This is a genomic window from Nocardia farcinica, assembly GCF_029867845.1.
In the GTDB taxonomy this organism is placed as follows: Bacteria; Actinomycetota; Actinomycetes; order Mycobacteriales; family Mycobacteriaceae; genus Nocardia; species Nocardia farcinica_A.
The window spans coordinates 1-15,043 of record NZ_JARWRU010001191.1 but is presented as its reverse complement, the minus strand read 5'-3'; the positions used below and the strand labels follow the sequence as shown (position 1 = coordinate 15,043).

The window sequence follows — 15,043 nt, the reverse complement described above, 5'->3', positions numbered from 1 at the left end:
CCGCCATCCCCTGGAGTACAGCACGATTCCGGTGATCCCCACCAGCAGGCCGCACCAGCCGAGTGCCAGCAGGGCCCGCATCAACCATATACGCATGGCCTCAACCCTATTGGCGCCCACCCAGGCGTCCGCTTACGAGAGTCCGTCCGCGTCGGCGAGGCGGCCATAGACTGGCCCGGGCGACCAGCTGACCGTGACGGTAGCGGGCCCGGACGAGCGGGTCGAGCGTGCGGCGTTGCGTGCCTTCGCCGCGCGCCTGGCCATGGCGGGAGCCGGTCAGGCCCCGCCGAAGACGCGCTCCACCACGGCCTTGGCCCGGCGCGTGATGCGCAGGTAGTTGTCCAGGAATTCCTGGCCGCCGTCGTTGTTGGGCCAGCCCGCCGCGTGGGCCACCGCCGAGAGCAGGCTGCCGGGCGAGGGCAGTTGGTCGCTCGGCTTGCCGCGCACCAGCACCAGCGCGTTGCGCGCCTTGGTGGCGGTCAGCCAGGAGTCGCGCAGCAGGGCGACGTCCTCGGCGGACAGCAGCTCGGACTTCTCGATGACCTCCAGCGTCTCCAGGGTGGAGGTGTTGTGCAGCTCCGGGATCTGGTGGGCATGGCGCAGCTGCAACAGCTGCACGGTCCACTCGATGTCGGCCAGGCCGCCGCGACCGAGTTTGGTGTGGGTGGCCGGGTCGGCGCCACGCGGCAGCCGCTCGGAGTCGACCCTGGCCTTGATACGGCGGATCTCGCGCACCGCCTCCTCGGACACGCCGCCCGCCGGGTAGCGGATCGTGTCGGCGACGTGCAGGAAGCGCAGGCCGAGTTCCTGGTCGCCCGCGACCTGGTGGGCGCGCAGCAGCGCTTGCATCTCCCAGGCGTGCGCCCACTGTTGGTAGTAGGCCTCGTAGGAGGCCAGGGTACGCACCAGCGGACCGCTGCGGCCCTCGGGACGCAGGCCGGCGTCCACGTGCAGCGGCGGGTCGGTGCTCGGCGCGCCGAGCAGGCGCTGCACCTTGTCGGCGACGCTGTTGGCCCACTTCACGGCCTTGGTCTCGTCTGCCCCCGGCCGCGGCTCGCAGACGAACAGCACGTCGGCGTCGGAACCGTAGCCCAGCTCCATGCCGCCCAGCCTGCCCATGCCGATGACCGCGAAGGCGGCGGGCGCGGGCTCACCGGACTCGGCCTCGCTCGCCCGGATCACCGCGGCCAGCGACGCCTCGAGCACCGCCACCCACACCGACGACAGCGCCCGGCAGACCTGCGGCACGTCGAGCAGGCCGAGCAGGTCGGCCGAGGCGACGCGGGCCAGCTCGTGCCTGCGCAGCGAGCGCGCGGCCGCGACCGCCCGAGCCGGGTCGTCGTAGCGGGCCGCGGCGGTGAGAATGCCGCGGGCGACGTCCTCGGGCTGCGGGCCGAGCAGGGCCGGGCCGCTGGGGCCGTCGGCGTACATGCGGATGGTCTCGGGGGCGTTGATGAGCAGATCCGGCAGGTACTCCGAGGAGCCGAGCACGATCATCAGCCGTTCGGCGACGGCGCCCTCGTCGCGCAGCTCGCGCAGGAACCAGTTCTGGTCGTCGAGCGCCTCGCAGACCCGGCGGTAGGCGAGCAGGCCGGCGTCCGGGTTGGGGGTCTCGCCGAGCCATTGCAGCAGGGTCGGCAACAGCAGCGCCTGGATGCGGCCCTTGCGCCCCACTTCCCCGGTCAGCGCCTTGAGGTGGCCGAGGGCGTTCTCCGGGGAGACGTAACCGAGGGCCGCGAGCTGGCGGACGGCGGCGTCCGGGCTCAGGCGCAGCGCGTCGGGGTCCATCTTGACCACCGACTCCAGCAGCGGCCGGTAGAACAGCTTGGTGTGCAGGCGCCGGATGCGCACCGCGTTGCGGCGGATCTCCGAGCGCAGCACCCCGACCGCGTCCTGCCTGCCGTCCGGTCGGATGTGGGCGGCGCGGGCCAGCCAGCGCATGCCCTCCTCGTCGTCGTCGGCGGGCAGGGTGTGGGTGCGGATCAGCCGCTGCAACTGCAACCGGTGCTCGAGCAGCCGCAGGAACTCGTAGGAGGCGGTGAGATTGGCGGCGTCGTCGCGGCCGACGTAGCCGCCCGCGGCCAGCGCGGTCAGCGCGTCCACGGTGTTGGCCACGTGCAGGGTGTCGTCGACCCGGCCGTGCACCAATTGCAGCAGCTGGACGGCGAATTCGATGTCGCGCAGGCTGCCCCGGCCCAGTTTGAGCTCGCGCTCCTGCAATTCGGCGGGCACCAGGTCCTCGACGCGGCGGCGCATGCCCTGCACGTCGGAGACGAAATCCTCGCGCTGCGAGGCGGTCCACACCATCGGCATGACGGCCGCGCGGTACTGCTCGCCCAGCGCCAGGTCACCGGTCATCGGGCGGTTCTTCAGCAGCGCCTGGAACTCCCAGGTGCGCGCCCAGCGCCGGTAGTAGGCCAGGTGCGAGTCCAGGGTGCGCACCAGCGCGCCCGCCTTGCCCTCCGGCCGCAGCGCGGCGTCGACCTCGAAGAAGGCCTGGCTGCCGATGCTCATCATCTCCGCGGCCAGCCGGGTGGCGGTGGCGTCGGCGGGCTCGGCGACGAAGACCACGTCCACGTCGCTGACGTAGTTCAGTTCCCGCGCACCGCATTTGCCCATGGCGAGGACGGCGAGGCGAACCGGGCACGGCTTGTCCTTGCACACCCGCGCCACCGCGACCGCGAGGGCCGCGGTGAGCGCGGCGTCGGCCAGGTCGGCCAGCTGCCTGCCCACCACCAGGTAGGGCAGCACCGGCTCGTTCTCGACCGTGGCGGCCAGGTCGAGAGCGGCCAGCAGCATGAGATGGTCGCGATAGCGGCGGCGCAGCGCGGGGATGACCTCGGGACCGGACAGGCCAGCGCGGAACAGCGCCGGGCTCGGGTGCTCGCACTCCTCCGGCGCCGCCTCGACCACGGCGAGCAGGTCGGCGACCAGTTCGTCCTTGTCGGGCAGGGTGTCGCGGCGCAGTTGCTGCCAGGACGCGGGCTCGGCGATCAGGTGGTCGCCGAGCGCGGTGGAGGACCCGAGCAGCGCGAACAACCGTCCGCGCAGCGAAGTCTCGGTGCGGATCGCCGAATCGAGCTGCCCCCATTCCGATCCCAGCGCCTCGCGCAGCCGGATGAGCGCGCTCAGCGCCAGGTCGGGGTCAGGCGCCCGCGACAGCGACCACAACACCGGGACGCTGTCGACGTTGTCCCAGCCGAGGGTGCGCAGTGAGGCCGGCGCGGACGGATCGAGCAAGCCGAGCCGCCCGGCACCGGGCACAGCCGAACGAGCGGTAGGGGGCCGAACCATGGATGTGAATCTACCGTGTCGAGCGCCCCTGGTTCACTGCCCAGTTGCGGCGACCGTGAAGATCACAACCCCAGGTAGTGCTGCAACTCGTAGGGGGTGACCTGGCTGCGGTAGTCGGCCCACTCCCTGCGCTTGTTGCGCAGGAAGAAGTCGAACACGTGCTCGCCGAGCGCCTCGGCCACCAGTTCGGAGCGCTCCATCGCGCCGAGGGCCTCGTCGAGGGTGCCCGGCAGCTCGCGGAAGCCCATCGCCCTGCGCTCGGCGGAGGTCAGCGACCACACGTCGTCCTCGGCCTCCGGCGGCAGCGTGTAGCCCTTCTCGATGCCGCGCATGCCCGCGGCGAGCAGCACGGCGAAGGTCAGGTAGGGGTTGCAGGCCGAGTCGGGGCTGCGGATCTCGACGCGGCGCGAGGACGCCTTGTTCGGGGTGTACATGGGCACGCGCACCAGCGCCGAACGGTTCGACCGGCCCCAGGAGGCGGCCGTCGGGGCCTCGCCGCCGTGGATCAGGCGCTTGTAGGAGTTCACCCACTGGTTGGTGACGGCGCTGATCTCCGGGGCGTGCTCGAGGATGCCCGCGATGAACGCGCGCGCGGTCGCCGAGAGGTTCTGCGGGTCGTCGGGATCGTGGAAGGCGTTGGTCTCGCCCTCGAACAGGCTCATGTGGGTGTGCATGGCCGAGCCCGGGTACTCGGCGAACGGCTTGGGCATGAAGGTGGCCCGCACGCCCTCGTCGATGGCCACTTCCTTGATCAGGTAGCGGAAGGTCATGACGTTGTCGGCCATGGACAGCGCGTCGGCGTAGCGCAGGTCGATCTCCTGCTGGCCGGGCGCGCCCTCGTGGTGGCTGAACTCCACCGAGATGCCCATCGACTCGAGCGCGTCGATGGCGTGGCGGCGGAAGTTCGGGGCCGAGTCGTGCACGGCCTGGTCGAAGAAGCCGCCGGTGTCGGCGGGGACGGGCGGGGTGCCGTCGTTCGGGCCGTTCTTCAGCAGGAAGAACTCGATCTCGGGGTGCACGTAGCAGCTGAACCCGACATCGCCCGCCTTGTTCAGCTGACGCCGCAGCACGTGCCGCGGGTCGGCCCAGGACGGCGAGCCGTCGGGCATGGTGATGTCGCAGAACATGCGCGCCGAGTGCTGGTGCCCCTTGCTGGAGGCCCACGGCAGCACCTGGAACGTCGAAGGATCGGGCCGGGCGACCATGTCGGCCTCGGAGACCCGGGCAAAGCCCTCGATGGCCGACCCGTCGAAGCCGATGCCCTCCTCGAACGCGCCCTCCAGCTCGGCGGGCGCGATGGCAACGGATTTCAGGTAGCCCAAGACGTCGGTGAACCAGAGACGTACGAAGCGGATGTCCCGCTCTTCGAGCGTCCGCAGCACGAATTCCTTCTGGCGATCCATGACCGCGACCGTAGTCAGTCGGCGTTAAATCCGTGTTACATGGGTCGCCTCAATTTTTTGCGGTATCGAAACGTTGCGCGACACGCCTCAACACACCAGTCCGCGCGGGGGCACGACCAGCTCGACCAGGTAGTCGACAACCGCCGTGTCGAGGCATTCGTCGCCGGCCACCAGCGCGGCGGTGTGCCGGTTGCCCTCGAAGGTGATCAGGGCGGCGCCGAGCTGGGCGGCCAGATCGACACCGGCCTGGTAAGGGGTGGCCGGATCGTCGGTGGTGGAGACGACGACGAGGGTGGGCAGGCCTTCGACGGCGATGGTGTGCGGCTGCCCGGAGTTGGGCACCGGCCAGCTCGCGCACAGTTCCAGGGCGGATGCGCCGGTGCCACGGCCGTCGTCGAGGAAGGGCGCGGCTTTGCGATATTCGGCGTCGAGCTGGGCGGCCACCGCCGGATCGGTGACGCGCGGGTCGTCCACGCAGCGGATGGCGTTGAAGGCGTCCTGGATGTTGCTGTAGGTGCCGTCGTCGTTGCGGCCGTTGTAGATGTCGGCCAGATACAGCAGGGTGTCGCCGCGGCCGTCGGCCAGCTCCTGCAGGCCGAGGGTCAGCTGTTGCCACAGTTCGTCGGCGTAGAGGGTCTGGGTCACGCCGGTCATGGCGTCGTTGTAGCCGAGACCGCGCGGGTCGGTGGTGGCGGCAGGGACATCCCACAGCGGATCGACCAGTTCGCGGAAGCGGGTGACGGCCTGGGCGGGATCGGTGCCGAGCGGGCAGTCGGCGGACTGCGCGCAGTCGGCGGCATAGGCGTCGAAGGCGCGCTGGAAGCCGGCGGCCTGGCGCAGCGCCTCCTCCACCGGGTCGACCGAGGCGTCGACGGCGCCGTCGAGCACCATGGCGCGCACCCGGTCGGGGAACTTCTCGGCGTAGAGGGCGCCGAGCTTGGTGCCGTAGGAGTATCCGAGGTAGGTCAGCGCCGGGTCGCCGAGCACCGCGCGGATGACGTCCATGTCCTGCACGACTTCGCGGGTGCCGATGTGCGCCAGCACGTCCTCGCCGGTGCGTTCGACGCACTTGGCCGCGTACTCGCGGTTCTCGGCCTCGGTGGCCGCGATGCCCTCCGGCGTGCTGTCCTCCGGCGGCTCGGCCCGTTCGGCGTCCACCTCGGGCGGGGTGAGACAGGCGACCGCCGGGGTCGACGAGCCCACGCCGCGCGGGTCGAAACCGACCCGGTCGAAGCGCTGCGCGAGCGGGGTCTGGTTGCCGACGAGCACGGTGTCCAGGCCGGACACGCCGGGTCCGCCCGGATTCATCAACAGTGAGCCGATCTTCGCGCCGGTGGCGGGGATGCGCGACAACGCGAGCCTGGCCGTCGGGCCGTCCGGGTTCTCGTAGTCGATCGGCACCTCGACGGTGGCGCACTCGGCGATCGGCGGCAGGGCGGTCGAGCGATCCACGATCTCGGCGCAGCTGCCCCAGGCCGGTGTCTGTTCGTAGAAGCGGGACAGCCCCTCGGGCGCGGGCGGCAACGCCCCGGCGGGCTCGCCGCTGTCGGCGCCACATCCCGTCACCACCAGCGACGCCCCCACGACCGACGCCACCACGACCGACGCCACCGCCGCCGACCCACTCCACCGACGCACACCCATGGGCACGATCCTGCCAGGAGTTCCGCCCTGGCCCGGCGCCCGGCACGCCCGGTGCGTCATCGCCGGTGACCGGCGTCAGGCGAGGGCGCCTCCGCCGTCACGTGTCGCCTCGCCGTCGGCGGCGAGGGTGGTCCCGTGCCGGGCGGCCATGGCCTCGACGCCGGCCACGATCATGTCCGCGACGAAACGGGCGTGCCTGCGGACCGCCCGCGGGGACATCGGATCGCCGGGAGCCATCCGCCGGGCCAGCGGCAGCGAGGAGAACGGGGCGGTGGCGCCGTGCGCGATGAGGAAATGGATGGAGCGCAGGTCGTCGCGGCTGAGCACCTTCCGGCGCACCAACGGCAGCAGCGGCTCGGCCAGTCGCACCAGGATCGGCTCGATGTGGCGCTCGTAGAGGTAGGCCAGGCGCGGGCCCTCGATCGCCGATTCCACGCTGACCAGCCGGACCGCGTCGGGATGGTCCGCCTGCAGGATCAGGAAGCGCACGATGCCGCGCCGGAACTCCTCGATCGGCGGCAGCTGCTCGGCCACACCCTCGGCGACCAGCGCGGCGGCGTGCCCGAACACCCAGTCCACCACCGCGTACCACAGCCCCTCCTTGGAGCCGAAGCGCTGGTGGATGAGGTTGTGGCTGACCCCGAGTTCGCGATTGATCTCGGCGACCGACGCGCCGGCGAATCCGTCGCGAGCGAACACCCGCAGCGCGGCGGCCATGATCTCGTCGGCCGAGGCGGGCGAGCCGCCGGCGGGCGGACGACCGCGCGGCTTCTTCGGCCGCGCCGGTTCCTGGGCGACGGCCTCGGCGGCGGGCCGGGCATGCACGGATTCCACGTGTCCTCCACTCCTGCGCCACCCACCGGGCGACGCCCCGGACGGTTGTCCGCATGCCGGCCGGAAGACACCGGCCGTACCGGAGATCCTGGCTTTACCAGAGGATCCGGCCATACCAAAAGATATTGACGGTAATCAATTTATCTGAAACTCTGGCAGCCATCAAGGACGCTTCGCGGTGGCGGATCGATGTGGCCCCGCACGAGGACTGGAAGCTGACATGGAATCGTTTGTGCACCTGCGTAAAGGCACGACACCCCGGCGCATGCACGCCGATCTGGACGGACTCAAGGACGACGAGCTCGGCCGCGGCGGGTTCACCGGCCGGACCGCGAGCCTCTACCGCCGCAACGATCCGACCCAGTACAAAGCGGTCGGCCCGCTGCGCCCCACCGACGTGCTGGCCGGATCGCTGGAACCCGCCGACGCCACCGACCCCGCGGGCGCGCCGCTGCGGCTGTTCCACAACGCCGACTGCCGCATCCTGCTCAGCCGCCGCGGCGCGGAGATGCCGCACTTCGTGCGCTACGTCGACGGCGACGTGCTGTCGTTCGTGCACGCGGGCTCCGGCTCGCTGGAGACCGAGTTCGGCCCGCTGAGCTACCGCGAGGGCGACTGGATCTACATCCCCAAGGGCTGCACCTGGCGTCAGCTGCCCGAGACCGAGACCACCCTGCTGATGATCGAGGCCACCGAGGAGTTCCGCGTCCCGGAGGCCGGCTACCTCGGCCGTCACTTCCCCTTCGACCCCGGCCTGGTCACCGTCCCCGAGCCGCAGGCGCACGAGAGCGACGGCAGGGACAGCTACGAGATCGTGCTCCACCACGAGGGCGGGCCGACCAGGCTCTACTACCGGCACCACCCGCTGGACGTGGAGGGCTGGCGGGGCGACAGCTTCCCGTTCACCTTCAACATCGCCGACTACAACGTCATCCTCTCCGAGACCGTGCACCTGCCCCCGACGGTGCACCTGTTCATGGAGGCAACCGGCGTCTACGTGATGAACTTCCTGCCCAAGCTCGCCGAGTCGGCGCCGGGCACCGAGACCATCCCGTGGTACCACCGCAACGTCGACTACGACGAGATCGCCTTCTTCCACGGCGGCGAGATGTACGGCGTGCCGATGCCGCCCGGCCTGATCTCGCACGCGCCACAGGGCGTGCACCACGGCGCGCCGGAGAAGATGCGTGAGCGGTCGCGGCGCAAGCGCGAGGAGTACCCGCGCATCGGCTGGACCACCATCGCCATCGACACCCGCCGCAGGCTCATTCCCTCGGCGGAGTACCTGGCCAAGGACCTCGGCGGCCACTGAGCCGCGCACCACTTCGAAGATCAAGGCAGGCATCATGTCTCGCATCGAGCGCATCCCGTACGTCGTCGCCTTCGCGAACACCACCGGCGGCCGCGACGCCTACGGCGGGCTGACCGAATGGGTCACCCTCGAATCCCAGCTGATCAAGCCGCGCGAGCACGAGTCCGACACCGTGCTGGTGCTCATGCACCCGGTGTCCAGCGGCACCTATCTGCCCATCGTCGGCGCGCTGGCCAAGGCCGGGCACCACGTCATCGTGTGCAACAGCCGCTACCGGGGCGCGGACGCCGCGCTGCTGATGGAGAAGGTCGTCCAGGACCTCGGCGAGTGCATCCGCGACGCCAGGAAGCGCCTCGGCTACCAGAAGGTGGTGCTGCTCGGCTGGTCCGGCGGCGGCTCGCTGTCGGTGTTCTACCAGCAGCAGGCGGCGAAGCCGACGCTGACGGCCAGCCCGTCCGGCGACGGCCCCGATCTCACCGAGGCCGATCTGCCGCCCGTCGACGGCATCGCCCTGGTCGCCGCGCACATCAGCCGCCACCACACGCTCACCGAGTCGATGGACGCCTCCATCCTCGACGAGGCCGATCCGACCCGGCGTGATCCCGAGCTGGATCTCTACAACCCGGACAACCCGAACCAGCCGCCCTACAGCGCCGAGTTCCTCGCGCGCTACCGGGCCGCGCAGATCGCGCGCAACCGCAAGATCACCGCGTGGGTCAAGGACAAGCTGGCCGAGCTGAAGGCGGCCGGGCGGCCGAACGACGAGTTCGGTTTCGTCGTGCACGGCACCATGGCCGACCCGCGCTGGCTCGATCCGGCCATCGACCCCAACGACCGCAATCCGGGCGAGTCCTACCTCGGCGACCCGCAGGAGGTGAACCAGGGCCCGTTCGGCCTGGCCCGCTTCACCACGCTGCGCAGCTGGCTGTCGCAGTGGAGCTACGACGACGCCCGCGGCGACATCGTGGACTGCGGTCCCGACATCGCGGTGCCGACGCTGGTCGTCTTCAACAAGGCCGACAACATCTGCACCCCCAGCCACGCGCACGCCATCTTCGGCGCCATCGGCACCGAGGACAAGGAGCTGCACGAGATCGCGGGCGCCAACCACTACTATCTGGGGCCGGACCAGCACGAACCTCTCGCCGAAGCAGTGCGGATCATCGGCGAGTGGCTCGCGAAGCACCGACTGGCCCCCACCGCGTGAATCCACCTGAATGAGTTCGGACATGACCCACACCGCAGGATCAGCGACACCCGGATCGGCCGACGCCGCGCCGGTTTCTCCTGAGCAGCCCCCCTCCGACCAGCCGATCGGCGCCCTGGACGGTATCCGTGTGCTGGAGGTCGGCACGCTGATCTCCGGCCCGTTCGCCGCCCGGCTGCTGGGCGACATGGGCGCGGAGGTGCTCAAGATCGAGCTGCCCGACCGGCCCGATCCGCTGCGCACCTGGGGTCAGGCCGAACTCGACGGGCACCACTTCTACTGGACGGTCGCGGCCCGCAACAAGAAGGCCATCACACTGAATCTGCGTGAGGCCCAGGGCCGCGACCTGTTCCTGGAACTGGTGGAGCGCTCCGACATCATCGTGGAGAACTTCCGCCCCGGGACGCTGGAGAAGTGGGGGCTGGGTTACGAGACCCTGCGCGAGCGCAATCGCGGCATCATCCTGGTGCGGGTGTCCGGTTACGGGCAGACCGGCCCGGACGCGAACAAGGCGGGCTACGCCTCGGTCGCCGAGGCGGCCAGCGGCCTGCGCTACATGAACGGCTTCCCCGGCGGACCCGCCCCGCGCCTGGCGCTGTCGCTGGGCGACAGCCTGGCGGGCATGTTCGCCGCCCAGGGCGCGCTGGCCGCGCTCTACCGCCGTTCGGTGACCGGCGAGGGCCAGATCGTCGACGCCGCGCTCACCGAGGCCTGCCTGGCCATCCAGGAGTCCACCATCCCCGACTACGACATCGGCGGGGTGGTGCGCGGACCGTCCGGCACCCGGCTGGAGGGCATCGCGCCATCGAACATCTACCGCAGCGCCGACGGCAGCTGGGTGGTGATCGCCGCCAATCAGGACACCGTGTTCCGGCGGCTGTGCGCGGCCATGGGACAGCCGGGGCTGGCCGACGACGAGCGCTTCGCCGACCACCTCGCCCGCGGCCGCAACCAGGACGAGCTGGACGCGATCATCGCCGAATGGGCCGCCGCCAGGCAGCCCGACGACATCATCACCCTGCTCAACGAGGCCGGTGTGATCGCCGGGCCGATCAACACCGTCGCCGAGGTGGTCGAGGACCCGCAGCTGCGGGCGCGCGGCATGATCGCCGAGCACTACGACGAGCGCATCGGCCGGAATGTGCTGGGCCCCGGCATCATTCCGGTGCTCTCGCAGACCCCGGGCGCCATCCGCAACGCCGGTCCGGCGCGCCCCGGCCAGCACAACGAGGAGATCTACCGGGGCCTGCTCGGCAAGGGCGAGGACGAGATCGAGAAACTGCGCGAGGCGGGCGTGCTCTGATCGTCGGCGTGGCCGGGCCCGGTCATCTCAGCAGGACGCGATCCTCGGAGGCGGCGAAATCGATCTGGCGCCTGGCATTCGACAGCGTCGCCACCGTGCAGGTGCCCAGCGGGCCGGACCGGTCGTACATGATCGCGGTGCCCACGGAGATGCCTGCCTCGGCGTAGACGTTGTCGGCCTTCATGCCCACCTCGTAGCCGACCGGCAGCCGGGTGAGCGTCATGGTCACGTCGGCGTTGATGTAGCCCGCGCCCGCGGTGCCCCAGTGACACACCTGGTTGGTGGTGTCGGCGGTGATCGCGGCGCGCTGGAAGAGCGTCATCGGCTCGCCGGTGACCAGCGGCGGCATGCTGTGCCAGGAGGCCTTGCGCTCGGCGTTCTGGGTGATCACGAAGTCGCTGGTCCATTCGCCGTCGCCGCTCTTGAACAGCGGCCGCGCGCCCTCCGGCGACAGACAGCCCTCCGGCGGGACCGGCAGTTCCACCGTCGGCGACCACACCGTGCCCGGCGGCTGGTCCCCGCTGCGCAGGAACACCGCCGAGGCCCGCACCCTGTCCTGCCCGTTCTGCACCAGCCAGGCGTCGGCGACCACGATCCGCGCGCCCTCGCGCACCACCTCGGTGCGCACCCGGGTCGGGGCGTCGAAGACCGGCTGGTACAGGTCCACCGTCATCCGCGCGGGCACGAACCCCGGCGGGCAGTGCCGTTCCAGCCCGAGCCCGAGCAGCCCGCACACCGGTACCCCGCTGAGCTGGTTCGGCGACCACCAGCTCACCGACAGCTGTGTGGGCAGGAACTCCTCGCCCTGCCTGGTGAAGAACCCGATCACCTCGCGCACCTTCCGTCGAACCCGCGGTGCGCCAAGGCTATGCGCCCGCCGCCGTCCGCGCGGGCGGTTCGGCCCGGACGGTGTGACGAATCGCACCGGTGCACGCCCCTGTCTCGGGGTCGACGGCGGGTGGCACACTGGAGGACGTCCGTGAACCCGGGGACCCGCAGCGGCCTCGAGGAGACCACACGAAAGGGACGATGATGTCCGTATCCGATTCGGAAACCCCTGCCTACGGTGCGGCGCAGAACGCGCAGACCGGGCAGGCACGGCGCAAGACCCGCATCCCCCACCTCCAGCAGATGAAGACCGCCGGTGAGCGCTGGGCCATGCTCACCGCCTACGACTACTCCTCGGCGCGGTTGTTCGAGGAGGCGGGCATCCCGGTGCTCCTGGTCGGCGACTCGGCGGCCAACGTCGTGTACGGCTACGACACCACCGTGCCGGTCACGGTGGACGAGCTGGTCCCGCTGGTGCGCGGCGTGGTGCGCGGCGCGCCGAACGCGCTGGTGGTGGCCGATCTGCCGTTCGGCACCTACGAGGGGTCGGCGCAGCAGGCGCTGGCCACCGCCACCCGCTTCATGAAGGAGGGCGGCGCGCACGCGGTCAAGCTGGAGGGCGGCGAGCGGGTCGCCGAGCAGATCGCGCTGGTCACCGCGGCGGGCATCCCGGTGATGGCGCACATCGGCTTCACCCCGCAGAGCGTCAACACCCTCGGCGGCTTCCGCGTGCAGGGCCGGGGCGACGGCGCCGAGCAGCTCATCGCCGACGCCATCGCGGTGCAGGAGGCAGGCGCGTTCTCCGTGGTCATGGAGATGGTGCCCGCGCAGCTGGCCGCGCAGGTCACCAGCAAGCTCACCATTCCCACGATCGGCATCGGCGCCGGTCCCGACTGCGACGCCCAGGTGCTGGTCTGGCAGGACATGGCGGGCTACACCAGCGGCAAGACCGCCAAGTTCGTCAAGCGCTTCGGCAACATCGGCGACGAATTGCGTTCGGCCGCCGCCGCGTACGCCGCCGAGGTGCGGGCGGGCACCTTCCCCGCCGCCGAGCACAGCTTCTGACCCGCCGCCGGGCGGGGCTCCTCGGTCCCGCCCGGCACCGGAGATGCGCCGCCCGCGTCGCGCGATGGCAGACTCGGCGTCGACCTTTCCACTCGACCAGAGGTACTCGATGCCGTACAGCCGTTGGTTCACCCGCCGTCCCCTCGTGCTCGCCGCCGCTCTCGCGGTCGCGGGCACGCTGAGCGCCTGCGGCTCGTCCGGCGATCCCGGCCACACCGCCCACACCGGCACCCCCACATCGGAGACGACCGCCACCGCGAGCCCGACCACCACGGCGAAGCCGGGCCCCACCGTGAGCGACGCGGCCGCGCAGAGCCTGTGCGACGCGATCCGCCCCGAGCTGTCCAACTTCCGGGTGCAGGGACCGACCCTCGGCCGGGTCGGGATGAACCTGATCGTGCACCCGTGGGGCCTGCAGCACGGCATCGACGTGCTCAACAACAAGAGCGTGGTCGACACCGTCACCAGCCAGACCTGCCCCGAGGTGCGTCAGGAGGCGATCGAGGCGCTCGAGGTCCCCGATCTGGCGTCGGTGATCGTCGGACGGTGAGCGCCGGTCGGTGAGTGCCGGGCGGTGAGAGCGCACCCGGCAGGCCGGGATTGTGTCATCGTGATGGGGTGACGCGACGCGAACTGTATCCGCCGATCGAGCCGTACGAGTCGGGCCTGCTCGACGTGGGTGACGGCCAGTCCATCTACTGGGAGACCAGCGGCGATCCCGACGGCAAACCCGTGGTGTTCCTGCACGGCGGTCCCGGCGGCGGGACCACCCCCGCGCACCGGCAGTTCTTCGACCCGAAGGCCTACCGGATCGTGCTGCTCGACCAGCGCGGCTGCGGACGCTCCACCCCGCACATCGCCGACGGCGCCGACCTGTCGGTGAACACCACCTGGCATCTGGTCGCCGACATCGAGAAGCTGCGCGAGCATCTCGGCATCGAGCGCTGGCAGGTGTTCGGCGGCTCCTGGGGTTCGACGCTGGCGCTGGCCTACGCCCAGACCCATCCCGAGCGGGTCACCGAGATGGTGCTGCGCGGCATCTTCCTGTTGCGCCGCAAGGAGATCGACTGGTACTACAACGGCCCGGCCGGCTACGTCTACCCCGACGAGTGGGAGAAGTACCTGGCGCCGATCCCGCCGGCCGAGCGCGAGGGCGACCTGGTGGAGGCCTACCACCGGCTGCTGCACTCCCCCGACCCCGACGTGGCGGCGGCCGCCGCGGTGGCGTGGTCGGTGTGGGAGGGCTCGACCAGTTCGCTGCTGCCGCGCCCGGAGCGCGTGGCGGAGAGCGCCGACCCGCGCTTCGCCCTCGCCTTCGCCCGCATCGAGAACCACTACTTCCGCAACGCGGGCTTCCTCGAGGAGGGCCGGCTGCTGCGCGACATCGACCGCATCAGCCATCTGCCCGCGGTGATCGTGCAGGGCCGCCACGACATCGTCTGCCCCGCGGTCAGCGCGTGGGATCTGCACAAGGCGTGGCCGGGGTCGCGCCTGCACATCGTCGACGACGCAGGGCACGCCGCCAACGAGCCGGGCATCGTGCACCATCTCGTCGAGGCGACCGACGAGTTCGCGAAGGCGGGGAGCGGCCGATGAACGCCGGGGAGGCCGTGGCCGGAGGCCTCTCCGAGAACATCGACCGGGTGCTCGGCACGGAACCGGACGTGCGGGCCGACGCCTTCGACTCGGTGCATCAGATGCGCGTGGCCACCCGGCGGCTGCGCAGCGTGCTGCGCTCCTATCGCGGACTGTTCCGCGGATCCGAGGCGAGGGCGTTGGAGGCGGAGCTGAAGTGGCTGGCCGGGTTGCTCGGCGTGGCCCGCGATGCCGAGGTCCGCGCCGAACGCTTCGCCGGGCTGGCCGGGGACGACGACGACCCGGTGCGCGCCGCGGTGGTGGACCGGCTGGTGCGGACGCAGCGCGAGATCTACGCGCGAGCGCACCGGGACGTGCTCGACGCGCTCGACTCCGATCGCCTCGCCGCCCTGCGGGACACGCTCGCGCGCTGGCGGGCCGATCCGCCCGTGCGGCGCAAACGCGGCGCGGCCCCGGCCGAGGAGGTCTTAGGCGCGGGGCGGCGCCGCGCCACCGCAACGCGGCGGGGCCGCCTAGGGGGGGGGGGCGGCGGCGCGGGGGGCGCGCCGCCCGCCCCC

Annotated in this window: 12 protein-coding genes; 7 read left to right on the top strand and 5 right to left on the bottom strand. The window is 71.3% G+C overall.

The features are described from left to right. Positions 1-276: 276 nt before the first annotated feature. From QH283_RS26535 to QH283_RS26520, 4 genes are all read right to left on the bottom strand, one after another. Complete coding sequence (locus QH283_RS26535; RefSeq protein WP_280505663.1) at positions 277-3,294, bottom strand: bifunctional [glutamine synthetase] adenylyltransferase/[glutamine synthetase]-adenylyl-L-tyrosine phosphorylase; 3,018 nt, start codon at positions 3,292-3,294, stop codon at positions 277-279. Positions 3,295-3,356: 62 nt separating this feature from the next. Further along, entirely contained in the window at positions 3,357-4,697 is a 1,341-nt protein-coding gene (gene glnA / locus QH283_RS26530; RefSeq protein WP_280505662.1) for a type I glutamate--ammonia ligase, read from the bottom strand. 87 nt (positions 4,698-4,784) lie between these two features. After that, on the bottom strand, positions 4,785-6,341 hold the full coding sequence (locus QH283_RS26525) for an alpha/beta hydrolase (RefSeq protein ID WP_280505661.1): 1,557 nt from the start codon (positions 6,339-6,341) through the stop codon (positions 4,785-4,787). A gap of 75 nt (positions 6,342-6,416) precedes the next feature. Continuing rightward, positions 6,417-7,175, bottom strand: coding sequence for a TetR/AcrR family transcriptional regulator (locus tag QH283_RS26520; RefSeq protein WP_280505660.1), 759 nt, complete (start codon positions 7,173-7,175; stop codon positions 6,417-6,419). 220 nt (positions 7,176-7,395) lie between these two features. Between QH283_RS26520 and QH283_RS26515 the strand changes: the two genes are divergently transcribed. Genes QH283_RS26515 through QH283_RS26505 form a run of 3 tightly spaced genes read left to right on the top strand, consistent with a single transcriptional unit; the run spans position 7,396 to position 10,997 of the window. Then, positions 7,396-8,487, top strand: coding sequence for a homogentisate 1,2-dioxygenase (locus QH283_RS26515; protein ID WP_280505659.1), 1,092 nt, complete (start codon positions 7,396-7,398; stop codon positions 8,485-8,487). A 34-nt stretch (positions 8,488-8,521) separates the two neighbouring features. Beyond that, a complete protein-coding gene (locus tag QH283_RS26510; RefSeq protein ID WP_280505658.1) occupies positions 8,522-9,694 on the top strand; it encodes an alpha/beta hydrolase in 1,173 nt (390 codons plus the stop codon). A 22-nt stretch (positions 9,695-9,716) separates the two neighbouring features. Then, complete coding sequence (locus tag QH283_RS26505; RefSeq protein ID WP_280505657.1) at positions 9,717-10,997, top strand: CaiB/BaiF CoA transferase family protein; 1,281 nt, start codon at positions 9,717-9,719, stop codon at positions 10,995-10,997. A gap of 22 nt (positions 10,998-11,019) precedes the next feature. Here QH283_RS26505 and QH283_RS26500 read toward each other — a convergent pair whose 3' ends face one another. Then, complete coding sequence (locus QH283_RS26500; RefSeq protein WP_280505656.1) at positions 11,020-11,826, bottom strand: acyl-CoA thioesterase domain-containing protein; 807 nt, start codon at positions 11,824-11,826, stop codon at positions 11,020-11,022. Between the two features lie 203 nt (positions 11,827-12,029). Here QH283_RS26500 and panB point away from each other — a divergent pair, with 203 nt between their 5' ends. The 4 genes from panB to QH283_RS26480 all read left to right on the top strand — a co-directional run. Then, positions 12,030-12,890: a 3-methyl-2-oxobutanoate hydroxymethyltransferase gene (panB, locus tag QH283_RS26495; protein ID WP_280505664.1), complete on the top strand. Its 861-nt coding sequence runs from the start codon at positions 12,030-12,032 to the stop codon at positions 12,888-12,890. Between the two features lie 109 nt (positions 12,891-12,999). Next, on the top strand, positions 13,000-13,440 hold the full coding sequence (locus tag QH283_RS26490; protein WP_280505655.1) for a hypothetical protein: 441 nt from the start codon (positions 13,000-13,002) through the stop codon (positions 13,438-13,440). Between the two features lie 68 nt (positions 13,441-13,508). Beyond that, positions 13,509-14,486 carry a prolyl aminopeptidase gene (pip, locus tag QH283_RS26485; protein WP_280505654.1) on the top strand — a complete coding sequence of 326 codons (978 nt, stop codon included), beginning with the start codon at positions 13,509-13,511 and terminating at the stop codon, positions 14,484-14,486. Next, a partial coding sequence (locus QH283_RS26480; RefSeq protein WP_280505653.1) for a CHAD domain-containing protein occupies positions 14,483-15,043 on the top strand: 561 nt, incomplete at its 3' end. The genes pip and QH283_RS26480, both read left to right, overlap by 4 nt.